The 22143-nt window shown below is 68.9% G+C and carries 23 protein-coding genes; 13 read left to right on the forward strand and 10 right to left on the reverse strand.

Annotated features, from left to right (window positions below):
• Nucleotide 1: 1 nt before the first annotated feature.
• Nucleotides 2–1138, forward strand: coding sequence for a pyridoxal-phosphate dependent enzyme (locus HLG70_RS27645; RefSeq protein ID WP_171667193.1), 1137 nt, complete (start codon nt 2–4; stop codon nt 1136–1138).
• 9 nt (nt 1139–1147) lie between these two features.
• Here HLG70_RS27645 and HLG70_RS27650 read toward each other — a convergent pair whose 3' ends face one another.
• The 4 genes from HLG70_RS27650 to HLG70_RS27665 form a co-directional block, all read right to left on the reverse strand.
• Complete coding sequence (locus tag HLG70_RS27650) at nt 1148–1564, reverse strand: VOC family protein (protein ID WP_171667192.1); 417 nt, start codon at nt 1562–1564, stop codon at nt 1148–1150.
• Between the two features lie 69 nt (nt 1565–1633).
• Complete coding sequence (locus tag HLG70_RS27655; protein ID WP_171667221.1) at nt 1634–2323, reverse strand: helix-turn-helix transcriptional regulator; 690 nt, start codon at nt 2321–2323, stop codon at nt 1634–1636.
• 97 nt (nt 2324–2420) lie between these two features.
• On the reverse strand, nt 2421–3281 hold the full coding sequence (locus HLG70_RS27660; RefSeq protein ID WP_171667191.1) for a hypothetical protein: 861 nt from the start codon (nt 3279–3281) through the stop codon (nt 2421–2423).
• A 144-nt stretch (nt 3282–3425) separates the two neighbouring features.
• Nucleotides 3426–3893 carry a CopD family protein gene (locus HLG70_RS27665; RefSeq protein WP_171667190.1) on the reverse strand — a complete coding sequence of 156 codons (468 nt, stop codon included), beginning with the start codon at nt 3891–3893 and terminating at the stop codon, nt 3426–3428.
• 157 nt (nt 3894–4050) lie between these two features.
• On the opposite strand from HLG70_RS27665, the gene HLG70_RS27670 reads away from it, so the two are divergent.
• The 9 genes from HLG70_RS27670 (at nt 4051) to HLG70_RS27710 (ending at nt 13685) form a co-directional block, all read left to right on the forward strand.
• Nucleotides 4051–4560 carry a sigma-70 family RNA polymerase sigma factor gene (locus HLG70_RS27670; protein WP_171667189.1) on the forward strand — a complete coding sequence of 170 codons (510 nt, stop codon included), beginning with the start codon at nt 4051–4053 and terminating at the stop codon, nt 4558–4560.
• Nucleotides 4539–5552 carry a FecR domain-containing protein gene (locus HLG70_RS27675; protein WP_171667188.1) on the forward strand — a complete coding sequence of 338 codons (1014 nt, stop codon included), beginning with the start codon at nt 4539–4541 and terminating at the stop codon, nt 5550–5552. The genes HLG70_RS27670 and HLG70_RS27675 overlap by 22 nt, the downstream gene beginning before the upstream one ends.
• A 105-nt stretch (nt 5553–5657) precedes the next feature.
• Complete coding sequence (locus HLG70_RS27680; protein WP_419144784.1) at nt 5658–8276, forward strand: TonB-dependent receptor; 2619 nt, start codon at nt 5658–5660, stop codon at nt 8274–8276.
• Nucleotides 8277–8356: 80 nt separating this feature from the next.
• On the forward strand, nt 8357–9403 hold the full coding sequence (locus HLG70_RS27685; RefSeq protein WP_171667187.1) for a hemin-degrading factor: 1047 nt from the start codon (nt 8357–8359) through the stop codon (nt 9401–9403).
• Nucleotides 9404–9421: 18 nt separating this feature from the next.
• Nucleotides 9422–10255 carry a heme/hemin ABC transporter substrate-binding protein gene (locus tag HLG70_RS27690; protein WP_171667186.1) on the forward strand — a complete coding sequence of 278 codons (834 nt, stop codon included), beginning with the start codon at nt 9422–9424 and terminating at the stop codon, nt 10253–10255.
• Between the two features lie 22 nt (nt 10256–10277).
• On the forward strand, nt 10278–11252 hold the full coding sequence (locus HLG70_RS27695; protein WP_434082305.1) for a FecCD family ABC transporter permease: 975 nt from the start codon (nt 10278–10280) through the stop codon (nt 11250–11252).
• Entirely contained in the window at nt 11249–12037 is a 789-nt protein-coding gene (locus HLG70_RS27700) for a heme ABC transporter ATP-binding protein (protein WP_171667185.1), read from the forward strand. Before HLG70_RS27695 ends, HLG70_RS27700 begins: the two co-directional genes overlap by 4 nt.
• A 69-nt stretch (nt 12038–12106) precedes the next feature.
• Nucleotides 12107–12589, forward strand: a complete 483-nt coding sequence (locus HLG70_RS27705; protein ID WP_006222631.1) for a YajQ family cyclic di-GMP-binding protein — start codon at nt 12107–12109, stop codon at nt 12587–12589.
• Between the two features lie 190 nt (nt 12590–12779).
• A complete protein-coding gene (locus HLG70_RS27710; RefSeq protein WP_171667184.1) occupies nt 12780–13685 on the forward strand; it encodes a LysR family transcriptional regulator in 906 nt (301 codons plus the stop codon).
• A gap of 22 nt (nt 13686–13707) precedes the next feature.
• Here HLG70_RS27710 and HLG70_RS27715 read toward each other — a convergent pair whose 3' ends face one another.
• Nucleotides 13708–15153: an AlkA N-terminal domain-containing protein gene (locus HLG70_RS27715; protein ID WP_171667183.1), complete on the reverse strand. Its 1446-nt coding sequence runs from the start codon at nt 15151–15153 to the stop codon at nt 13708–13710.
• Between the two features lie 146 nt (nt 15154–15299).
• On the opposite strand from HLG70_RS27715, the gene HLG70_RS27720 reads away from it, so the two are divergent.
• From HLG70_RS27720 to HLG70_RS27730, 3 genes are all read left to right on the forward strand, one after another.
• Complete coding sequence (locus tag HLG70_RS27720; protein WP_171667182.1) at nt 15300–15866, forward strand: methylated-DNA--[protein]-cysteine S-methyltransferase; 567 nt, start codon at nt 15300–15302, stop codon at nt 15864–15866.
• 86 nt (nt 15867–15952) lie between these two features.
• On the forward strand, nt 15953–17038 hold the full coding sequence (locus tag HLG70_RS27725; protein ID WP_171667181.1) for a tartrate dehydrogenase: 1086 nt from the start codon (nt 15953–15955) through the stop codon (nt 17036–17038).
• Nucleotides 17039–17138: 100 nt separating this feature from the next.
• Nucleotides 17139–18119: a Bug family tripartite tricarboxylate transporter substrate binding protein gene (locus HLG70_RS27730; RefSeq protein WP_171667180.1), complete on the forward strand. Its 981-nt coding sequence runs from the start codon at nt 17139–17141 to the stop codon at nt 18117–18119.
• Between the two features lie 25 nt (nt 18120–18144).
• Here HLG70_RS27730 and HLG70_RS27735 read toward each other — a convergent pair whose 3' ends face one another.
• From HLG70_RS27735 to urtE, 5 genes are all read right to left on the reverse strand, one after another.
• A complete protein-coding gene (locus tag HLG70_RS27735) occupies nt 18145–18750 on the reverse strand; it encodes a phosphatase PAP2 family protein (RefSeq protein WP_171667179.1) in 606 nt (201 codons plus the stop codon).
• 90 nt (nt 18751–18840) lie between these two features.
• The gene (gene arsC, locus HLG70_RS27740) at nt 18841–19269 is read right to left on the reverse strand and encodes an arsenate reductase (glutaredoxin) (RefSeq protein WP_171667178.1); all 429 of its coding nucleotides are present in this window, start codon (nt 19267–19269) and stop codon (nt 18841–18843) included.
• Nucleotides 19270–19334: 65 nt separating this feature from the next.
• Nucleotides 19335–20876, reverse strand: a complete 1542-nt coding sequence (locus HLG70_RS27745; protein ID WP_171667177.1) for a PepSY-associated TM helix domain-containing protein — start codon at nt 20874–20876, stop codon at nt 19335–19337.
• A gap of 112 nt (nt 20877–20988) precedes the next feature.
• Nucleotides 20989–21396, reverse strand: a complete 408-nt coding sequence (locus HLG70_RS27750; RefSeq protein WP_171667176.1) for a DUF2946 domain-containing protein — start codon at nt 21394–21396, stop codon at nt 20989–20991.
• Nucleotides 21397–21443: 47 nt separating this feature from the next.
• Nucleotides 21444–22142 (reverse strand): urea ABC transporter ATP-binding subunit UrtE, encoded by a 699-nt coding sequence (gene urtE, locus HLG70_RS27755; RefSeq protein ID WP_171667175.1) that lies wholly within the window; start codon nt 22140–22142, stop codon nt 21444–21446.
• Nucleotide 22143: the final 1 nt, after the last annotated feature.

Raw genomic sequence — 22143 nt, forward strand, 5'->3', positions numbered from 1 at the left:
CATGCCCAATCCCCATTACCTTGATCCCCTGACCGGCGTCCGCTACCCGCTGGACGACGCGCGCTGGTGCTCCGATGCGCAGACGCCGCTGATGATCTCGCCGCTGCGCGGCATTTCGAAGGAGGACATCGACACGCGGGCGCGCTCGCTGTGGCGCTACCGGGCCGCCTTGCCGCGGGATATCGCGCGTCCCGTTTCCATGGGCGAGGGCTGCACGCCCATGGTGGAGCGCGCCTGGGGCGGGTTGCGGCCCCACTTCAAGCTGGAATGGTTCAACCCCACGTGCAGCTTCAAGGACCGCGGCGCGGCCGTCATGCTGTCGTGGCTGCGCCAGATCGGCATCAAGGCGGTGGCCGAGGACAGTTCGGGCAATGGCGGCGCGGCGATCGCGGCCTTCGGCGCCGCGGCGGAAATGGGTGTCACCATTTTCGCGCCCGCCTACACGTCCACCGCCAAGGTGGCGCAGATCCGGGCATTCGGCGCGGACGTGCGCCTGGTGGAAGGCCCGCGCGAGAATTCTCAGACGGAGGCCATCAAGGCGTCCCGCGATATCTTCTATGCCAGCCACAACTGGCAGCCCTTCTTTCTGCAGGGCACCAAGTCCATCGCCTATGAGATGTGGGAAGACTTCGGCTTTCAGGCGCCGGACAACGTGGTGATTCCGGCGGGCGCAGGCAGCAATGTGCTGGGCTGCGCGATCGGATTCGCCGAACTGTTGGCGGCCGGGCAGATCAGCCGCCTGCCCAGGCTGTTTGTCGCCCAGCCGCTGAACTGCTCGCCCGTGGATGCGAGTTTTCAGGCCGGCGTGGACGGACCGGTGCCGCGCGAGGTGCTGCCCACCGTCGCCGAAGGCACGGCCATCAAGCATCCGGTACGGCTGCGCGAAGTCTTGCAGGCCGTGCGCGCCAGCGGCGGCCAGACCGTGGCGGTGCCTGAAGCCGATATCGTGGCGGCGGTAAGGAAGCTGGCCGCGTCGGGCCTGTACGCGGAGCCGACCAGTGCGACGGCAGCGGCCGCGCTGCATGCGCTGGAGCAGCGCGGTGCGATCAAGCCCGGCGAACGCACGGTGGTGCTGCTGACCGGCACCGGCATCAAGTCCACGCAGTTCATGACGGACCTGTATACGGCGCCGGCCTGAGCCGCGGCGTCAGACGGCGGCGGTGGCGCGCTCCGTGCGCGGAGCGCGTGGCTGCGTCGCGGGCGCGGGCGAGAACACGCGCAGGCGGTGGCCGTCGGGGTCCAGCGCGACGAAAGTGCGGCCGAAGTCCATGTCGGTGGGCGCCTGCAGAATGGGCAGGCCGCGCAGGCTCCAGTCCACGTGGCGCTGGTTGACGGCGTCGGCGTCGGCCACGGTGAAGGCCAGTTCGGACGCGCCGCCGCGTCCGGCCGCGGCCGGTTCCACGGTGTAGCGCGACCACAGCCCCAGCATCAGGCCGGAGTCCAGCGCGAACAGGGCGAAAGTGGGCGAGCTTTCAACCGGGGGCCGTTGCAGCAGCGCGCTGTAGAACGCGGCGCTGGCCTCGGGTTTTTCCACATAGAAGATGACGAAATTGGTGTCTGGCATGATGCGCTCCGGGTGGTAGACGCGCTCATGGTAGGCAGGGGTGCTGTCAGTTTTTGGCAGTAGCGTGCATCAGATTTTTTCCTGCTCCTGGTTGAGCGCGCGCCACTCCTTGAGCAAGGCGTGCCGGCGCCGGGGATAGCGTTGGCCCGCAGCCAGGGTGGCAATGCGGTCGGTGCGGAAATGCCGGAAGTCGTGGCGCAATTCGCACCAAGCCATGACGATGCGCACGCTGTCGAAGAACCCCAGCGCGAACGGCCAGATCACGCGCGCGGAATCGGAGCCCTTGTCGTCGCGATATGTGATTTCCAGCTTTTGCTCGGCGCGGATGGCCTGCCGGATCAAGGACACGTCGATCCGGTCCGTTACGACGCACGCGCTGGGACCGACCAGCAGGGGGATGGCGTGCAGCTCGTCGCGCAGCTCTTGCGGCAGCACGGCGCCGATCTTGGCCAGCGCATTGCGCGCGGCCAGGCCCAGGCCCTCGTCCGAGCGGCCCGCCACCCAGCGCGTGCCCAGCACCAGCGCTTCGATTTCCTCGGTGCTGAACATCAGGGGCGGAAGCATGAAGCCGGGGCGCAGCACGTAGCCCACGCCCGGCTCGCCCTCGATCTCGGCGCCCTGGCATTGCAGGGTCGCGATGTCGCGGTACAGCGTGCGCAGGCTGATGCCCATCTCGCCGGCCAGCCTGTGGCCGCTGACGGGCAGGCGATGGCGGCGCAGCGTTTGCAGCAGATCCAGGAGTCGTTCGGTGCGGGACATGGGGCGGGGAGCAGGGGGCGATGGCGTAATGCTGCCATGGAATGGCAGCATGCGGCTATCGGTCCCCTGTGGCGCGCCCCGTCCCGCGGGACCAGGTTCAGGAACCGGCTTTCTTGCCCGTGGCCACGTCGATGACCGAGCCGTCTTCCAGGCTGACCCGGTAGATCTCGCGCACGACGTTGCCGGCAAAGCCGATTTCAACGATGGAGACATCCTTGAACGTGGTGTTGATGCCGTCCGGCAGCAGCGCGTTGAACTTGTCGGACTCCTGCTTCATGGCGTCCTGCAGGCGGGCGTCGTAGGGCGCCATGCTGTAGACCAGCGTGGTATGCGGATTGTGGGCGCGCACTTCCTTGCCGTCCTGCATGATGTTCACGCCGCTCACGCCCATCGTCTTGACCAGGTCCTTGCCGGCGTCGCCCATCTTGGCGTAGACCGGGCCGGTCACGCGCGGCAGCGGGCCGTCGCGCAAGGGAGCCAGCGCGGCGGTGGTCACGGTGTTGTAGCGCATCATGTCCTCGAAGCCCTGGCCGCTCTTGACCACGCCCAGGTCCAGCCACCAGGGGTGGCCGGCGCCCTTGGCGGCTTCCGTGGGATAGAAGGTCTTGAGCGTGACCTGCAAGGGGGCGGGCGGCTTGGGCAGCGCCTTCAGCATGCGGGCGGGCGTCTCGGGATCGGCGCTGTGGATGTGGACCACGGTGACGTGCGGCATGTTGGGCGTTTCGGCTTCGGTCTTCAGGCCCAGTTTGATCAGGTCTTCCTTGAGCGTGCCGCTCACCTTCGCGTCCAGGACGGCGTTGACCTCCTGCGGCAGCCGGTAGACGACGCCATAGGTGGCCTTGTGGGCGCGGAATTCGGGCTTATCGAGTGCGCTGTTGTCGATGGGTGCGGCGGCTTGAGCGGCGCAGGTGGTGGCGAACAGGCCGAAGGCGGCCAGGTGCAATGCGCGTTTGATCATGGGAATCCCTTATCGTTGTGGAGGTGACCCGCGAGAGTCATCCGCAGTGTGGCCACTGTGGATGTACTGCGTATTGCACCAAGCAAAAGAATCCCGATACCAGTCACCGCTTGGCCGATGGCTGCGCCGCCGGCCGGTATCCCGCTACGCCATGAAGACGATGGCCACGATGGCAATGCCCAGCAGCAGGTTCACGCCCACCCAGCGGCGGATGCCGCCCATGGCCTGGCCGCCCCTGGGCCAGTCGGAGGCGGCGACGGCCGTGGCCAGTCGCCCGAAGAGCACAAACCGGATATGGCCGTAGATGGCCATCATCGCGACGCCGCCCGCGGCCATGAGGGTCCAGCTGCGCGGCATGAAGAAGGCGCCGCCGGTCTGCGCCGCCTGGCTGGCTTCCTGGCCGATCATCGCCGCGCCGGTCAGCAGGATCAGCACGATGGCTGCCAGCACGGCGTTCAGGAACGGGCCCAGCACCGCGGTCATGAGCCTGAGGCGCACGGGCGGTTCCAGTTGCGCGGCCGCCGGCCGCAGGAAACAGTGCGCGAACAGCATGCCGCCCACCCAGAGGATCACGGCCATGAGGTGGACGAATTTCAGGGTGGCATAGAACATGGGAGGCGGCCTGTGGAAAGAGGGGCCGCAGGAGGCGGCCGAATCTGTCCGCATGATATCTCCGCGGGACATCTTGCGTGGACTTGACCTGGATCATGGTTTTGCATTTAGAATGAGATTGATTTCTATTTGTAGTTGTGAGTCCAGGGAGCCACCCGTGCCGAATCCCGTGCTCGCCTCAGGCGACGCCGTCCATCTTCTGTACCGCGCCCATCATGGGTGGCTGCACGGCTGGCTGCGCGCCAAGCTGGGCAACAGCTTCGACGCGGCCGACCTTGCCCAGGACACCTTCGTCCGGGTGCTGCGTCATCGCCAGGAACTGGACTCCCTGCGCGAACCGCGCGCCTACCTGACCACGATCGCCAAGCGGCTGCTGCTCAATCATCACCGCCGCCGCTCGGTGGAGCAGGCCTACATGGAGGCCCTGGCGCTGATGCCGGAGGCGCTGGCCCCGTCGGCGGAACAGCGCCTGATCATCCTGGAAACGCTGCAGGAAATCGACGAGATGCTGGCGGGCCTGTCGCTGCCGGCGCGCCAGGCCTTCCTGATGGCGCAGCTTGAAGGCCTGAGCCACGGCGAGATCGCCGAACGGCTCAACGTGTCGCTGCGCACTGTCCATCGCTACATCGCCAAGGGGCTTGAGCAATGCATCATGGCGGTGATCTGAGCGCGCATGCGGAAGGAGCGGGCGAATTGCCCGCCGTGGAGCGCAATGTTGCGCGCGAGGCCGCGCGCTGGCTGATGCGCCTGAGTTCGGACCGGGCCACCGACGCCGACGTGCGCGCCTGTGACCAGTGGCGCGCCAGCAAGGCCGAGCACGAGCATGCCTGGCAGCGCGCGCAACGCGTGAACGCGCGATTCGGCCTGATTCCCTCGACGCTGGGCATGGCGACGCTGAACCGCCCGCAGTTCAAGGGCCGCCGCGCCGCCTTGAAGACCCTGGTGGCGCTGGTGGTGGCCGGACCCGCGGGGTGGGCCGCATGGCGCGCCGACCCCATGGACTGGAGCGCGGACTATCGCAGCGCGGCGGGCGAGCGGCGCGCAGTGACGCTGGCCGACGGCTCGACCCTGCACCTGAATACCGCCAGCGCCGTCGACGTGTTGTTCGACGACACGACGCGCCTGCTGCGGCTGCGGTCCGGCGAGATCGCGGTGCACGCGGTGGCGGATCCGGCCACGCATCCGCGCCCCTTCGTCGTGCGCACGCGCCAGGGCGATATCGAGGCCCAGGCGTCGCGTTTCTGCGTGCGCCAGGAGGGTTCGCTGTGCCAGGTCAGCGTGCAGGAAGGGCGGGTGCGGGTCAGCAGCGGGGCGCAGCCGGGCCGTTTTGTGAGCCTGTCGGCCGGCGAGCAGAGCAGCATGACGCCGGAAGGCGTCTCCCCGCCGGCGCCCGCCGACCCGCATGCCGGGGACTGGATGCGCGGCGTGCTGTACGCCAGCGAACTGAGGCTGGATGCCTTCGCCGCTGAACTGGCCCGCTACCGGCAGGGCATCCTGCGCTGCGATCCTGGGATCGCGCACCTGCGCATCTCGGGCGCGTTTCAGCTGCACGACACCGATGCGGTGCTGGCCGCGCTGCCGGCGACCTTGCCCGTGCGGGTGCGCTACCGCACGCCGTACTGGGTGACGATCGGGCCGCGCGACCCGGTCGGCGCCTGACTGTTACAAAAAACCGGAGGCAACGCTGTCCGATCCGGATTTCACGAGGGTCATGGTCTGTATAGGCAAACGAATGCCGATACCTGTTGGATCGAAAGGACGACCATGGCTTATTTCCCTGCCGGCCGCGCAAGCGGCTCCCGACCAGCCCGAGGCGAGCAATGCCGGCTGACCCGACTTGCCGCCGCGATGCATGCCGCGCTGGCCATGGCCGCCGCGTCCGCGGCGATCCTGCCTCTGGCGGGCGCGCAGGCGCAAACCGTGGCGCAGGCCGAGGCGCGCGGGTACCGCATCCCGGCGGGTGCGCTGGCCGATGCGCTGCCGCGCTTCGCGGACAGCGCGGGCGTGACGGTCCTGTTCGATGCCGCGCTGGTGGGCCAACGCCGCACGCAGGGACTGGATGGGGTGTACTCCGTGCATGAAGGCTTCTCGCGCCTGCTGGCGGGCAGCGGCCTGGGCGTATCGGAACGCAGCGCAGGCGTGTTCGTCCTGCAGGCGCTGCCGCAAGCCGGCGTGACGCAGCTTGCACCGGTCCTGGTGGACGGGGAGGGCGCCGTGGTGACGCCGGCCTGGGAAACCAGCACCGACCGCAAGCGCATGGATGAACTGCAGATCAGGAACTGGAGCGACCTGGGCAAGCGCGCCGAGCCGGGCGTGAGCTTCAATCGCCAGAACAACAGCATCAACATCCGCGGCCTGGACCAGGACCGCGTGCTGACCCGGGTCGACGGCATCCGCCTGCCCTGGCTGGACGACGGCGCGCGCGGCGTGAAGGGCGGCCTGGAAGCGGTGGACTTCAACAGCCTGTCGCGGCTGGACATCGTGCGCGGCGCGGATGCCAGCAGCGGCGGCTCCGGCGCGATTTCCGGCATTGCCGACCTGCACACCCTGGATCCGTCGGACCTGCTGAGCGACGGCAAGACCTTCGGCGCGCTGGCCAAGACCGACTACGATTCCGCCGACAACAGCTGGGGCGCCAACGCCGCGCTGGCAGGCCAGATCCACAGCAACACATTCTGGCTGGTGCAGGCAGGCGTGCGCAACGGCCACGAGCTTGACAACCGCGGCGACGTGGGCGGCTACGGCCCCAAGCGCAGCGAGCCCAGCCCCGAGGACTACGATCAGCGCAGCTTCCTGCTCAAGCTGCAGCAACGCGTCGAAGGCGGCCACCGCTTCGGCCTGACGGGCGAATACTTCAAGCGCAACGCCGACATCGACAGCATGTTCGAACAGGGCCCGGGCACCAGCTATCTGGTGGGTGAAAACGGCACCCGGAAGGAAACCGAGCGCGAGCGCGTGTCGCTGGATTATTCCTACAAGGCGCCGGGCGAAGGCGGCCTGATCGACACCGCCACGGCGGTGGTGTACTGGCAGCGCCTGCGGCTGGACAACTCGCAAAATGGCATACGCAGCGTCGATGCCCGAGCCTACGCCATCCCCGGCGATCCTTACCGCTACGGTTTCCCCAGCGGCCCCTACGGCCGCAGCAACTCCATCCAGCAGACGCTGTTCGGCGCGAACACCGAGTTCACCAAGCGCCTGACGGGCGCCACGGTGTCGCAGCTGTGGACGGTGGGCGGCGAGTGGTACGGCAACAAGACAGAACAGAACTCCAGCGGCTACGACAACTGCCCCACGATACCGCCGGGCCTGCGGGCGCCGATGGGCCCGCGCTCTTGCGACATGCTGCACACCAACCAGGCCGACGTGCCGCAGTCCAAGGGCGACCAGTGGGCCTTGTGGGTGCAGGACGAATTCAGCTTCGCCGATGGCCGCTACACCGTCATGCCGGCCCTGCGCTATGACCACTACGAGCAAAGGCCGCAGTCCAGCGCCAGCTACGAGAGCAATCCCAACGCGGGCGCCCTGCCGCCGCCCAACAGCGGCAGCCGCTTCTCGCCGAAGCTGCTGGCCACCTGGAAGGCGGCCGACGAGCTTAGCCTCTACGCGCAGTACGCCTATGGGTTCAAGGCACCCAGCGCCACGCAGCTCTACACCAACTACGGCGGCCCGGGCACCTACCTGCGCGTGGGCAACCCCTATCTGAAGCCCGAAACCAGCAAGGGTTGGGAACTGGGCGCCAAGATAGGCTCCGACGACCTCGGCGGTGCAGTATCGTTGTTTGATAATCGTTATCAGAACTTTATCGATGGCGATGTGCCGTTGAACGCCAGTTCGCCGCAGTGGCAGCCGGGCTGGGCGGGGCAGTATCCGCTGGGCGTGACGGGCAACGTCAACCGCGCCCGCGTCCGCATCTATGGCGCCGAGGCTAGCGCGCACTGGAAGTTCTCGCCCGGCTGGCGCACCTGGGGCTCGCTCGCGTGGGCCGTGGGCAAGGACGAGGGCACGGGCCAGTACCTGAATTCCGTGGCGCCGCTGAAGGCCGTGCTGGGCCTGGGCTACGGCCGCGACGTGTGGGGCGTGGACGCGCTGCTGACGACCGCGCTGCAACGCAACAAGGTCGAGTACCCGGAGCCGGCGGCCGGCGCGCCCAATCCCGACTTCAAGGCGCCGGGCTATGGCGTGGTGGACCTGATGGGATATTGGCGTCCCGCCGCCGTGAAGGGGTTGCAAGTGCAGGCTGGCGTGTTCAACCTGTTCGACAAGAAGTACTGGGAGGCCATCAACGTGCCGACCGCGGGCGCCATCACGATTCCGCGTCCGGTGGATTGGTACACGGAACCGGGGCGCAGCGTGCGCGTCTCATTGACCTACCAGTATTGAGTTCGGTCCGCCGCCGCCCGGCGCAGTCCGGGCTCGGCGGCGGTTTTTAGCAATGATTGGCACCGGCCGGAGGGCCTACGATGACGAATACCGATTTCACGACCCGCGCTGAGGAACTGCGCGCCCGCAACGAAACCCTGGCCGCCGCGCAGCCCGGGCTGCGCGCCCGCAATCTTGCCCAGGCGCTGGGCGTATCCGAGGCCGAATGGGTGGCGGCGGGCTGTGGCGGCCTGAAGGCGACCGCACTGCATGGCGTGCCGCAAGAGATCTTCCGCGAACTGGGCACGCTGGGCGAGGTGATGGCGCTGACCCGCAACGACTGGTGTGTGCATGAACGCCACGGCGTGTATCAGGACATCCAGGCAGAAGGTCCGGTGGGCCTGGTGCTGGGACCGGATATCGACCTGCGCGTGTTCTTCACCGCCTGGAAGTCCGCCTGGGCGGTCGAGCAGGACGGCCGGCACAGCCTGCAGTTCTTTGACGGCGCGGGCGTGGCGGTGCACAAGGTCTACCGCACGGACGCCACCGATGCGGCCGCCTACGAAGCGCTGGTCGCCAAATTCGCCGGCGAATCGCAATGGCCCGTGGCCGAGCCCTATACGCCCGCCGCCGACGCCGAGCAGGTCGAGGACCCGCAGTCCTGGCGCGAGGCCTGGCTGGGCATGAAGGACACGCACGAATTCTTCCCCTTGCTGCGCAAGTTCAAGGTGACGCGCCTGGCGGCGTTGGCGGCGGCGGGCGAAGACCTGGCGCAGCCGGTGCCGGCCGACGCCGTCGAGCGCATGCTGCAGTCGGCCGCGGAATCCGGTCTTTCCATCATGTGCTTCGTGGGCAACCGCGGCATGATCCAGATCCACTCCGGCCCGGTGCAGACGCTGCGCCGCACCGGCCCCTGGTTCAACGTGCTGGATCCGAAGTTCAACCTGCACCTGGACACCACCGCGATCGCTTCGGCCTGGGTCGTGAACAAGCCCACCTCCGACGGCTGGGTAACCTCGCTGGAGGTGTACGCATCGACGGGCGACCTGATCGTGCAGTTTTTCGGCGAACGCAAACCGGGCAAGCCGGAACTCACGGGCTGGCGCGAACTGATGGTCGGCCTGTGCAGCGCGCCGCTGGCCGCTTGAGCGCATAAGGAATCAGCGATGAAGAAATGGTTGGCAGTAGCGGCGGGCTGGATGCTGGCGGCCAGCGCGCACGCGGCGCCGCCCGCCCGCGTGGTGACGCTGGGCGGCAGCGTGACAGAGATCGTGTATCAGCTGGGGCAGGGTGACAAACTGGTGGGAGACGATCTCTCCAGCCTGTACCCGGAGGCCGCGACCAGGCTGCCGCGCGTCGGCTATTACCGCGCGGTGCCGGTGGAAGGCGTGCTCGCGCTCAAGCCGGACCTGGTGCTGGCCTCGGAACAGGCGGGGCCGCCCGATGCGCTCAAGCGGCTGGGCGACGTCGGCGTGCGCGTCGTTACGGTGCCGGATTCGCCGTCGGTCGAATCGCTGAAGGCGCGCATCCGCAATATCGCCGAGGCGCTGGACGTGGCGCCCGCCGGCGAGAGCATGGTGGAGCGCATTACGCGCGAGCTCGCGGCGGTGGAGGCGGTTCCGGTCACCCGCGCGCGGGCGGTCCTGCTGCTTAACCGCACCGGCGCGCTGCAGGGCGCCGGGGGCGGCACCGCGGCCAACGAGGTCATGGCGATGGCGGGCCTGGTCAATGTGCTGAAGGACCAGCAGGGCTACAAGCCGCTGTCGGCCGAGGCGATCAGCGCGCTCGCGCCGGACGTGATCGTCATCACGAGCACGTCGATGGAGACCTCGGGCGGCGCGGAAAAGCTGCTGCGCCTGCCCGGCATCGCCTCCACGCCGGCCGCCGCCCACAAGCGCGTGATCGTCATGGACGATCTGCTGCTGCTGGGCATGGGGCCGCGCCTGCCGCTGGCCCTGACCGAGCTCAAGCGGGAGGCTGCCGGTGTCATGGGGCGCTAGCGCGGGGCGCATTTCGGCGCCATTGGCGCTGGCGCTGCTGGGCGCGGCGCTGGTCGTGGTGGCGCTGGCCGCCAGCAGCAGCGGCGCGGTGCAGATTCCCTTGCGCGACATGCCCGGGCTGCTGTGGGGCGGGCCCGGTTCCGGCGATGCGCTGTGGCGCAATGTGCTGATCGACATCCGCCTGCCCCGGGTGCTGTTCGCCCTGGTCGCCGGCGCCGCGCTGGCCATTTCCGGCGCGGCCATGCAGGCGCTGTTTCGCAATCCGCTGGCCGAGCCGGGCCTGATCGGCATTTCGGCAGGCGGCGCCCTGGGGGCGGTCGCCGCGATCGTGCTGACCTCCGGCGGCTTCTGGATACTGGCGCCCGCCGCCTTCGTGGGCAGCCTGCTCGCCACTTTCTGCGCCTACACGCTGGGCCGGCGCGTGCCGGGGGTGGCGGGGCTGCTGCTCGCGGGCATTGCCATCAACGCGGTGGCGGGGGCGATGATCGGCCTGTTCACCTTCGTGGCCAATGACGCCCAGCTGCGCGACCTGACGTTCTGGACCATGGGCAGCCTGGCCGGCGCCAACTGGGCGCTGCTGGCGTTCCTGGGGCCGTGGGTGCTGCTGATGTCGTGGTGGCTGATGCGCCAGTGGCGGGTCATGAATGCCCTGCTGCTGGGCGAGCGCGAGGCCCAGCACCTGGGCTATGCGCTCAAGCGCGTGCGCGCCCAGCTGGTGCTGGCGTGCGCGCTGATCGTGGGTCCGCTGGTGGCCGCCACCGGAGGCATCGGCTTCGTGGGCCTGGTGGTGCCGCATCTGGTGCGCATGACGCTGGGCGCCAATCATCGCTGGCTGCTGCCGGCCTGCGTGCTGGGCGGCGCCCTGGCGCTGACCCTGGCGGACTGGCTGGCGCGCGTGGCCGTGGTGCCGGCCGAATTGCCGATCGGGCTGGTGACCAGCCTGGTGGGCGGACCTTTCTTTTTATGGCTGCTGGCGCGCGGCCGGAGGCACGGATGATGCTGGCGGCCGAAGACCTCACATTGACGCGGGGCGGCAACCGCATCCTGGATCAGGTGTCGCTGGCGGTTCGCCCCGGCGAAGTGGTGGGCCTGCTGGGCGCCAACGGCGCGGGCAAGTCCACCCTGCTGGGCGCGATGTCGGCCGAATTGGCGCCGGATTCGGGCAGGCTGCGCCTGGGCGATGCCGACCTGCGGGGGCTGGCACACCGGCAGCAGGCCCGCCTGCGCGCCGTGCTGCCGCAAAAACCGGGGCTGAGCTTCGATCTGGATGTGCGCGAAGTGGTGGCGATGGGCGCCTATCCGTTTCCCGAACTGTCCCCGGTCCAGGTGGACGCGTTGGTGGATCAGGCGCTGGGCTGGGCCGACGTGGCCCATCTGGGCGCGCGCCGCTATCCCGAGCTGTCGGGCGGCGAGCAGCAGCGGGTGCAGTTCGCGCGGGTGCTGGTGCAGTGCAAGGCGGCGCGCGGCGACGGCGAGCCGCGCTACCTGCTGCTGGACGAACCCACCGCCAGCCTGGATCCCAAGCATCAGGGCGACCTGCTGCGCGTGGCCGCGGGGCTGGCGCACGCGGGCGATACAGGGGTACTGGTGATCCTGCACGACATGAACCTGGCGGCGCGCTGGTGCGACCGCCTGCTGCTGCTTTGCGGGGGCCGCGGCATCGCGGCCGGCACGCCGGCGCAGGTGCTGACGCCGGCGAATCTGTATCTGGCCTATGGAATCGAAGCGCATGTCATCCCGCATCCGCTGCAGCCGGAGCGCCTGCTGGTGGTGACGACGTGACGCGGGACGCGGGGCCGGTAAAATGGCGAGTGCAAGCATTTCAATCACTCACCCACAGGATCCCGTGTCATGCCTACTTTTGACGTCGTCTCCGAAGTCGACAAACACGAACTTACCAACGCCATCGATCAGGCGAACCGCGAACTGTCCACCCGCTTCGACTTCAAGGGCACCGACGCCAAGTTCGAACTCGAAGGCTTTGTCGTGACCCAGGTCGCCTCCAGCGCGTTCCAGCTCAAGCAGATGCTGGACATCCTGCGCGGCCGCCTGTCGGCCCGCGGCATCGACGTGCGCTGCCTGGATGTGGCCGATCCCCTGGAAAACCTGGGCGGCGCCCGCCAGAAGGTCACGATCAAGCAAGGCATCGAGCAACCGGTGGCCAAGAAGCTCATCGCCGCCATCAAGAACGCCAAGCTCAAGGTGGAATCCCAGATCAACGGCGACAAGCTGCGCATCACCGGCAAGAAGCGCGACGACCTCCAGACCGCCATTGCACTGCTGAAGAAGACCGACGTCGACCTGCCGTTGCAGTTCGAGAACTTCCGCGATTAGCAGGTCTGGTTTGATAGGTCTTTCCCCGCCGGGCCGTCCCAAGGGGAAAGGGCCCCCTCGGGGGGCAGAGAGCACGCAGAGCGTGCGAAGCGTGGGGGTAGTCCTCTCCCGCCGGGCCGTCCCAAGGGGAAAGGGCCCCCTCGGGGGGCAGAGAGCACGCAGAGCGTGCGAAGCGTGGGGGTAGACATTCTTGGGGCATTCCAGCGAACTTCAGATGGTTGTGGAGCTGGCGCGCGCCGGCGGCATGTCGGCGGCCGCGCGCGAGCTGGATGTCACGCCCGCCGCCGTCAGCAAACGGCTGGCGCAGATCGAGGCGCGGCTGGGCGTGCGGCTGTTCAACCGCAGCACGCGGCGCCTGAGCCTGACGGCCGAAGGCGAGGTCTACCTGGAGAGCGCCCGCCGCATCCTGGGCGAAATCGACGACCTGGACGAGCTGATCGCCAGCCGCCAGGCCAGTCCGCGCGGCCTGCTCAAGGTCAACGCGCCGCTGGGCTTTGGCCGCAGCTACATCGCGCCCGCCATCGCCGAATTCGCGCAGAAATATCCCGAGGTCTCGCTGCAATTGCAACTGACCGACAGCCCGGCCGACTTCGTGCGCGACGCCTTCGACGTGGCCGTGCGCTTCGGCGACCTGCCCGACACCAGCCTCATCGCGCGCAAGATCGCGCCGAACCGCCGCCTGGTCTGCGCGTCTCCCGCCTACCTGAAGGCGCACGGCGTGCCGGCCACGCCGCATGACCTCACGCGTCACCAATGCATAGTGCTGCGCCAGAACGAGGCCGCCTACGGCTTGTGGCGCTTTACCAAGGGGCGGCGCAGCGAAACCGTGAAAGTGCGCGGCAACCTCAGCAGCAACGATGGCGAGGTGACGCTGACCTGGGGGCTGGCCGGCCTGGGCATCCTGCAGCGGGCCGAATGGGACCTGGCCCGCTATCTGCGCAGCGGCCGGCTGGTGCGCGTGCTGGAGGACTACGCCTTGCCGCAGGCGGACATCTACGCCGTGTTCCCGGAACGGCACCACCTGTCCGCCAAGGTGCGGGTGTTCGTGGATTTCCTGGTGGGGTACTTCCAGGAAGGCACGGAAGGCCAGTGGTGAGCTTCAAGGCGCGCGGCCCCGCTCAAGCCGCCCACAGGTGCTGCGCCGCGTAGGCGCGCCACGGACGCCACGCCTCGGACCGGGCCAGCAACTGCGCGGGCGTGTACGGACGCGATTCCAGTTTCTCCAGCGCGCGTATCAGGCCGATGTCCGCGAACGGAAAGGCGTCCGGCTCGCGCAACTGGCGCAAGGCGATGTATTGCGCCGTCCATTCCCCCACGCCGCGGATCGTGCGCAGGCGCCGCACGGCCTCTTCCAGCCCGCCGGCGGCATCGAACAGATGCTTGTCCGCCACGGCTGCCGCGGCGACCGCCGACAGCGTCGCCGCGCGGCTGCGCGGCATGCCCAGGGACGCCAGTTCCGCGGCGGCCACGGCTTGCGGCAGGGGGAACACATGCGTCAGCGCGCCGTCGGGGCGCGCCATCGGCACGCCATGCGCGGCCACCAGCTTGCCGGCCAGGCGGATCGCGGCAACCACCGTGATCTGCTGGCCCAGCACGGCGCGCATCGCGAGCTCGAATCCGTCCCAGGCGCCCGGCACGCGCAGGCCCGGCCTGGCCTGGATCAGCGCCGTCATGACGGGATCCTGGGAGAACTGCGCGGCGATGGCGGCCGGATCGCTCGCCAGGTCGAAGACGCGGCGCAGGCGCGCAATGATGGCGGGCAGCGCCTGCAGCCGGGGAAAGCGCACCGTGGCCTGCAGCGCATTGCCGATGCCGGGCCGCACCGTCACCGTGCCCTGCCCGCCGTCCAGGCTGATGGTGCGCGCATAGGCGTCGTCCGTGACCTGTTCGATGCCGGGAATGGCGCGCAGCCGCAGGAAGCCCAGCATGGCGTCCCAATCGTAGGGCGGGCGATAGCGCAGCAGCAGCTTGATCTCGCCGTGCTGCCCCGCGGACACCTCGGGCTTTTCCGAGCGCCGCAACGCGCCTGGCGCGCGCCCGAAGAGGTCCAGGAAGATCTCGTTGAAGCGGCGGATGCTGCCAAAGCCGGCCGCAAATGCGATCTCGGCCATCGGCAGATGCGTCTCGTGGATGAGCTGCTTGGCCAGCAGCACCCGCCGCGTCTGGGCGACGGCCACGGGCGAAGCGCCGAGATGCTGGCGGAACTGGCGCCGCAGCTGCCGTTCCCCCACGCCCAGGCGCTGGGCCAGCGCGTCCACGCCGTCCTCGTCCAGCGCGCCCAGCTCGATCAGCTGCAGCGCGCGCGCCACGCTGTCCGGCAGTTCGTGCCCGGGACCCAGCTCGGGCGCGGTCTCCGGCCGGCATCGCAGGCAAGGGTGGTAGCCGGCTTCCTGTGCGGCGGCGGCGGTGGAGTAGAAGGTGACGTTCTTCGATAAGGGGGTGCGCGCCGGGCAGACCGGGCGGCAGTAGATGCGCGTGGTCTTCACCGCCGTGAAGAAGCGGCCGTCGTAACGGGCGTCGCGCACCTGGATGGCGCTGTAGCAGGCGTTGTGGTTCAGGTCCATGCGCCGATACTAACGCCACCCGTCGAGCCGGATCTAGCGGTTTTCGGACAGGGTTGTGAATGTCACACTGGTGTCCGGAAACCGCCAGCGCAGGGCGCCGCGGCGGATCTATATTGGCGTCGTCCCCATTGCCAGGAGCAGGCGCCATGCCGGTACAGACCTTTGCGCTAGAACGCGTGCCCACCCCCATCGGCCGGATGCTGGTGCTGACCGACGCGCAGCAGCGCCTGCGCGCCGTGGACTGGGAAGACTTCGAGTCGCGCATGCATACGCTGCTGCGCCGCCAGTACGGCAAGGACGCCGTCGAACTGCGCGACTCGATCCCGCCTTCCGCCGCCCGCCGCCAGCTGGAGGCCTACTTTGAAGGCGATGTCGCGGCCATCGCCGACTTGCCCGTGGCCCTGGGCGGCACGGAATTCCAGCGCCAGGTCTGGCAGGCGCTGCGCGGCATCGAAAGCGGCACCACCGTCAGCTACGGCGCGCTGGCCACGCGCATCTCGCGGCCCAGCGCGGTGCGCGCCGTGGGGCTGGCCAACGGCGCGAACCCCGTGGGCATCGTGATTCCATGCCACCGGGTGATCGGCGCCAACGCCTCGCTGACCGGCTACGGCGGAGGCCTGCATCGCAAGCGCTGGCTGCTCGACCACGAGGCGAAGTGGCGGGCGGCACTGCCAGCGTGCGGCCAGACAGCCGGACTTTCAACTTCAGGTTGAAGATGTTGTGAATTTCCGGGCGGCCGCGAGCCCGGACGCTCAGTAAAGTGCCAGCAGACTTCAATCAGCAAGGAGCGCTGGCCGCAATGAAAACCTATCGCATCGCAACCATACCCGGCGACGGCATCGGCAAGGAAGTGATTCCCGCCGGACAGCGCGTCATGCAGGAACTTGCCGGCCAGGGCGGCCCGCGCTTCGAGTTCCAGAACTTCGACTGGGGCGGCGACTACTACCGCCAGCACGGCGTCATGATGCCGGCAGACGGCCTGGACGCGCTGCGCGACAAGGACGCCATTCTGTTCGGCTCGGCGGGCGACCCGGACATCGCCGACCACATCACGCTCTGGGGCCTGCGGCTGAAGATCTGCCAGGGCTTTGACCAGTATGCCAACGTGCGTCCCACCCGTATCCTGCCCGGCATCGATGCCCCGCTCAAGCGCTGCACGCCCGAACAGCTGAACTGGGTGATCGTGCGCGAGAACTCCGAAGGCGAATACTCGGGGGTGGGCGGCCGCGTGCATCAGGGCCATCCGATCGAGGCCGCGACCGACGTGTCCATCATGACCCGCGCCGGAGTCGAGCGCATCCTGCGCTTCGCCTTCGCGCTTGCGCAGTCCCGGCCGCGCAAGCTGCTGACGGTGGTGACCAAGTCCAACGCGCAGCGCCACGCCATGGTGATGTGGGACGAGATCGCCCTGCAGGTCAGCCGCGAGTTTCCCGACGTGACCTGGGACAAGGAACTGGTGGACGCCGCCACAGCGCGCATGGTCAACCGGCCGGCGACGCTGGACACCATCGTGGCCACCAATCTGCACGCCGACATCCTGAGCGACCTGGCCGCTGCGCTGGCCGGCAGCCTGGGCATCGCGCCCACCGGCAACATCGATCCCGAGCGACGCTATCCCTCCATGTTCGAGCCCATCCACGGCTCCGCCTTCGACATCATGGGCAAGGGCCTGGCCAATCCGGTGGGCACCTTCTGGTCGGTGGTCATGTTGCTGGAGCATCTGGGCGAAACGCAAGCCGCCGCCCGTCTCATGCAAGCGATCGAAAGCGTGACCGCCGATCCGGCGCTGCATACCCGCGATCTGGGCGGCAACGCGACCACCGAGCAAGTCACCGCGGCGGTCTGCGCCAAGCTGGCGGCCTCGGCGCAAGCCAAGGCCGCCTAGGCGGCGCGCACCCGGAGCAGGACCAAGGACGTCAGATCCGAAGCCTGCTGCGGGCAACACAAGAAAAAGCGAAGTTCATTCGTATCCAAGGAGACAAACCATGCATAAGAAAGCCGTTTCCGCGCGCGCCCTGGCGTTCGCCTGCCTGCTGGGCCTGCCCTTCGCGGGCGGGGCGCAGGCGCAGTCCTATCCGGCGCGACCGGTCAGCCTGATCGTGCCGTTCCCGGCCGGCGGCACCACGGATGTGCTGGCCCGCGCGCTGGGGCAGGAACTGGCCAAGAGCCTGGGCCAGCCGGTGGTGGTGGAGAACAAGCCGGGCGCGGGATCCACGCTGGGCGCGGACTACGTCGCCAAGGCGGCGCCGGACGGCTACACGCTGCTGATGGGCGCGGTCCATCACACGATCGCCACCAGCGTCTACAAGAGCCTGCATTACGACTTCCAGAAGGACTTCGCGCCGGTGACCACGGTGGCGCTGGTGCCCAATGTGCTGGTGATCAATCCCAAGCTGGAAGCCCGCGACGTGCAGTCGCTGCTCAAGCTGGCCCAGGCGGCGCCGGGCAAGCTGACCTATGGCTCCAACGGCATGGGCACGGGCCAGCACCTGATCGGCGCGCAATTCGAGCGCGCGGGCCATGTGCAACTGCTGCATGTGCCCTACAAGGGCAGCGGCCCCCTGACGACGGATCTGCTGGGCGGCCAGATCGACATGTCGTTCGACACCATCACGCCGGTGCTCGCGCATATCCAGAGCGGCAAGCTGCGGGCGCTGGCCGTCACCACCAATCAGCGCTCGGCCGCGCTGCCGGACGTGCCCACGATGGAAGAGGCCGGCCTGAAGCCCTTCAACATGGGCACCTGGTTCGGCGTGCTGGCGCCGGCGGCGGCGCCCAAGGAAGTGGTGGACCGGCTGAACACCGAGATGGTGAAGATCATCCGGTCGCCGGATTTCTCGCGGCGCATGGCGGAGATCGGCGCGGTGCCGATCGGCGATTCGCCGGCCGAGATGAAGGCGCGCATCGGCGCGGACACCGAGAACTACGCCAAGCTGGTCAAGGACGCGAAGGTCGCGATCAACTGACCGCGTCGCGCCCGGCGCGAAGGACTCAGGCGCGGATCCAGCCGCGCGCGATCGGCCGCGCCAGCACCTTGCGGTACAGGCCCTGGGCCGCCGAGGTCAGCGGCTCGCCCGCGCGGCGCCATGCCGGCGCGGTCAGGGCGGCGGCCACGGGCGCCAGCGCCAGGCCGCCCAGGATATCCAGCGGGAAGTGCACGCCCAGGTAGACGCGCGACGCGCCGACCAGGGCGGCGCCGGCCAGGGCCAGCCAGCCCCAGCCGGCCCAGCGCCGGTCCAGTATCAGCGCGAACGCGAATGTGGCGATGATGATGGTGTGGTTGCTGGGGAACGAGGCCGTCGCCTTGTGCGGGAAGAAGGCGTGTCCCAGGCCGATGGAGAACGGCCGCGGATGCGGCCACAGCGCGCCAAACAGATAGCTGGCAAACAGCGCCACGGCGATGCTGGCCAGCGCCTTGAGCATCAGGCTGCGTTGCGCGGCGCCGCCCCACAGCCAGACGGCGGCCAGCGCGCCCGGCACCAGCAGGATCAGCTGGTTGGCCACCAGCATGGCGGCGTGGATCTGCCATGCCGGGGTGGCCGGATCGGCATTGATCAGAAGAAACAGGGACTGGTTGAAGCTTTCCAGGAAATCCATGACAGGTCATCGCGGCGTAATAATTCACTGCCGCGATGGTAAAGAGCTTTCCCGTCAGATCCCTTACAAAGCGCGCCAAATTCCGCGCTTTTACTTCTGGATGCGTTTGCCTTCGGCGTCGATGACGGCCTCGCCGTCTTCCTTCGTGAATGCGCCTTGCTGCGGGGCCGGCAGGATGTCCAGCACCAGTTCGGACGGCCGGCACAGGCGCGCGCCCAGCGGCGTGGCCACAAAGGGACGGTTCAGCAGGATGGGGTGCTGCTCGATGGCGTCCAGCAGCGCATCTTCCGGCAGGGACACATCGTCCAGGCCCAGTTCCAGATAGGGCGTGCCCTTCTCGCGCAGCGCGTCGCGCACGCTGATGCCGGCCTGCTTGAACAGCGCCTTCAAGGTCGCGCGCGAGGGCGGCGTTTCCAGATACAGCACAACCTGCGGCTCGATGCCGGCATTGCGGATCATGGCCAGGGTGTTGCGGGAGGTGCCGCACTTGGGGTTGTGATAGATGGTTACGTCGGACATGGGGGCTCCTCTTTCCGGTGATTCGTCGTGCAAGACGGTGAGCATAGTGCATCCGGCGCGCGCCTTCAGGCGCGCAGCTTCCGGCCCAGCCGCCGCCAGCCTATCACCACGCCCGTCAGGCTCAGCGCGGCGCCACCCAGGCTCAGGAAGATGAGCAGGGCATCCCACAGCGGCCGCCGGTTCAACAGCCCGGTCCAGTCCCAGCTGTGGAGGAACGCGAACAGCCAGCGGCCGGCGCGGGTGCTGCGGTCCTGCCGGTCCAGGATCTCGCCGGTCTTCGGATCCAGGTAGACCCAGCTTGCCTGCGGGTTGTCGTAAACCAGCCGCCAGACCGGCAGCGGCTTTTCGACGTGCCCCATCATCGCGTGTTCGTCGCGGGCGTAATAGTAGAGGTCGTAGTCGCGCAGAACCTGCGCTTGCGCAAGTTGCGCGCCAGGCAGCAGCGTGGCGGCCGCGCGGCGCAGGACGGCCTCGTCCAGGACCAGGGGCCGCGCCGTCGCGGCGGACAGCACATCCGTCCTGCCCGATGCGCCGCGGGCCAGCACCAGGTCCTGGCCGGCCGCCCGGGTCCAGCGCAGTTCGACGGGAGGTGATGGCGCGGCCGCGATCAGGGCCTGGGCAGGCGCCAGGGGATCCGGGCCCGCCTGTCCTGCATAGGCGGCCCGGGCCAGCGGGGCGGCGGAGCTGGTGAAGAGCTTCCATGGGTTCATCGACATCAGCCCGCTGAAGATCCAGGTGATGGTGATCGCGGCGAACAACAGGCCGCTGATGTGATGCCAGCGCATCATGCTTTCGCGGTAGGGCGAACGGCTGCCGCTGGCGTAGGGCCGCGGAAAGCGCCAGCGCAGGATGCCGACGACCGTGCCCGTCAGCGCCAGCAGCACGCCGGCGACCGACAGCCACACCACGATGTCATGCCACCACGGATCCAGCGCGTTGCCGCGCAGCGGATACAGCCAGTGGATCCACGCGCCCGCGTAGTTCCATCCGCGTTCCGCACGGGTGGCATCCAGCAGCACCGCGCCCGTGGCGGACGAAATGTAGAGGCGCGTATGCGACGGATCATCCATGTCCACGCGATGCAGGGGGCGGTGCGCGTCGAGCGCGCGGGAATGCGTGTAGACGTCTTCGATCACCGTGCCCTGGTAGCTTGCGGCGTACCGTCCGCCGAACCAGGCGGCGGCGGTGGCTTGCGCGACGCCCGCGTCGGCGGCGGGCAGCAGGGCGCCGGTGGCGGCGTCCACCACCTTGGGCGCCTGGCCCTTGCCGGCCGCGACCTCGTAGACCGGCGCGCCGCCCCGTGTGGCGGCCAGGACCAGGCCCGGCGAGTTAGCCACCCCCGCGGCCGCCAGCGCCCGGGCGGGCGCGATGACGTCGCGGGCGGCATCCAGCGGCGCCAGATGCGTCAGGCGCTCCTGGGGCGTGAGCTTCGGGTAGCCCACATACATCATCACCACGCCCGAGATGAACCACATGGCGAAGAACAGGCACAGCACGATGCCTGCCCAGCGGTGCGTCAGGTAAAGCCAGCGCTTGGCGCGCGCGGCCAGCGGCGGCCCTGCGGGCCGCGCGGGTGAACGGGGGGGAGGGACGGTAGTGACGGGCATGGGCGCTCGGGTCTGACGTGACGGCGCAGGGCAGCGCGCGGGGCGCGCAGGCGATGCGTGGCGATGGGGGGCGGGAGCGGGCGCGGCCGTTCTCAGGCGGCGCCCTGCGGGGTCAGACCGCTGGAGGCGCGCGCGGCTGGGCCGCGCTCCAGGCGTGCAGGGACTGGGCCGCGCTGAAGAACAATGGCGGATAGCCGATGGCGCGGGCCGCGGGGGCCGGCAGGACAGGTACCGACGCGGGCAGGATGCCGACGCCGGCTTGCGGATTGCGGCAAAGCGGGCAGTGGTGGCCGTCCTCGTGGGAATCGGCATGCCCGTCGCCGTGATCGTCCGGGCGGACGTCCAGCGTCAGGGTGGATTCCCCTTCGCTTGCGCAATAGTCGATGCTGATGCGCTGGAGGTGATCGCCCTGGGGGTTCAGGCTCAAGGCATGTGCAAGCGACGGCGCCAGCGATGCCCACAGGATCGCGGCAAGCGCGATCCACAAGGAAGGGCGGGTCAGGAAGGACGCGGAGCACATGGCCGCCGATTATATCGGAGCAGACCGGCGCCCGCCGCGGGCCGCCGCTACACGGACAGGTGCCGGCGCACGTCCTCGCCGTCGATGGCGTCGCGTCCGCCGCTGGCCACGACTTCGCCGCGCGACAGCACCACGAACTGGTCCGCCAGTTCACGCGCGAAATCGAAGTACTGTTCGCACAGCAGGATGGCGATGTCGCCGCGTTGGCGCAGCATGTGGATGACGCGCGCGATGTCCTTGATGATGGACGGCTGGATGCCTTCGGTGGGTTCGTCCAGGATGATGAGCCTGGGCTCGGCCACCAGCGCCCGCGCAATGGCCAGCTGCTGTTGCTGGCCGCCGGAGAGGTCGCCGCCGCGGCGCGACAGCATGCTCTTGAGCACCGGGAACAGTTCGAAGACCTCTTCCTTGATGCGGCGGGCCCGGGCCGCCGGTTTGGTCGCCATGCCCATCAGGATGTTTTCTTCCACCGTCAGCCGGGCGAAGATGTCGCGGCCTTGCGGCACATAGGCCATGCCGCGCGCCGCGCGCTGGTGCGGCGCCAGGCGCGTGATGTCCGCGCCGTCGAAGGCGATGCCGCCGCGGGCCACGGGCAGCACGCCCATCACGCACTTGAGCAGCGTCGTCTTGCCCACGCCGTTGCGGCCCAGCAGCGCCAGGCATTCGCCTTGCTTCACGGTGAGCGACACGCCGCGCAGCGTGTGGCTGCCGCCGTAGTATTGGTCTATCGTGTTTACGTCCAGCATG

Source organism: Achromobacter deleyi, from assembly GCF_013116765.2.
Taxonomy (GTDB): Bacteria; Pseudomonadota; Gammaproteobacteria; order Burkholderiales; family Burkholderiaceae_B; genus Achromobacter; species Achromobacter deleyi_A.

Coding starts and splice junctions, on each gene's coding strand:
- HLG70_RS27735 (WP_171667179.1), bottom strand. CDS start 18,750: ATGGATTTCCTGGAAAGCTTCAACCAGTCCCTGTTTCTTCTGATCAAT.
- HLG70_RS27675 (WP_171667188.1), top strand. CDS start 4,539: ATGCATCATGGCGGTGATCTGAGCGCGCATGCGGAAGGAGCGGGCGAA.
- HLG70_RS27750 (WP_171667176.1), bottom strand. CDS start 21,396: ATGTGCTCCGCGTCCTTCCTGACCCGCCCTTCCTTGTGGATCGCGCTT.
- HLG70_RS27650 (WP_171667192.1), bottom strand. CDS start 1,564: ATGCCAGACACCAATTTCGTCATCTTCTATGTGGAAAAACCCGAGGCC.
- HLG70_RS27745 (WP_171667177.1), bottom strand. CDS start 20,876: ATGCCCGTCACTACCGTCCCTCCCCCCCGTTCACCCGCGCGGCCCGCA.
- HLG70_RS27705 (WP_006222631.1), top strand. CDS start 12,107: ATGCCTACTTTTGACGTCGTCTCCGAAGTCGACAAACACGAACTTACC.
- HLG70_RS27700 (WP_171667185.1), top strand. CDS start 11,249: ATGATGCTGGCGGCCGAAGACCTCACATTGACGCGGGGCGGCAACCGC.
- HLG70_RS27645 (WP_171667193.1), top strand. CDS start 2: ATGCCCAATCCCCATTACCTTGATCCCCTGACCGGCGTCCGCTACCCG.
- HLG70_RS27655 (WP_171667221.1), bottom strand. CDS start 2,323: ATGTCCCGCACCGAACGACTCCTGGATCTGCTGCAAACGCTGCGCCGC.
- arsC (WP_171667178.1), bottom strand. CDS start 19,269: ATGTCCGACGTAACCATCTATCACAACCCCAAGTGCGGCACCTCCCGC.
- HLG70_RS27690 (WP_171667186.1), top strand. CDS start 9,422: ATGAAGAAATGGTTGGCAGTAGCGGCGGGCTGGATGCTGGCGGCCAGC.
- HLG70_RS27725 (WP_171667181.1), top strand. CDS start 15,953: ATGAAAACCTATCGCATCGCAACCATACCCGGCGACGGCATCGGCAAG.
- HLG70_RS27680 (WP_419144784.1), top strand. CDS start 5,658: ATGGCTTATTTCCCTGCCGGCCGCGCAAGCGGCTCCCGACCAGCCCGA.
- HLG70_RS27660 (WP_171667191.1), bottom strand. CDS start 3,281: ATGATCAAACGCGCATTGCACCTGGCCGCCTTCGGCCTGTTCGCCACC.
- HLG70_RS27730 (WP_171667180.1), top strand. CDS start 17,139: ATGCATAAGAAAGCCGTTTCCGCGCGCGCCCTGGCGTTCGCCTGCCTG.
- urtE (WP_171667175.1), bottom strand. CDS start 22,142: ATGCTGGACGTAAACACGATAGACCAATACTACGGCGGCAGCCACACG.
- HLG70_RS27720 (WP_171667182.1), top strand. CDS start 15,300: ATGCCGGTACAGACCTTTGCGCTAGAACGCGTGCCCACCCCCATCGGC.
- HLG70_RS27685 (WP_171667187.1), top strand. CDS start 8,357: ATGACGAATACCGATTTCACGACCCGCGCTGAGGAACTGCGCGCCCGC.
- HLG70_RS27665 (WP_171667190.1), bottom strand. CDS start 3,893: ATGTTCTATGCCACCCTGAAATTCGTCCACCTCATGGCCGTGATCCTC.
- HLG70_RS27715 (WP_171667183.1), bottom strand. CDS start 15,153: ATGGACCTGAACCACAACGCCTGCTACAGCGCCATCCAGGTGCGCGAC.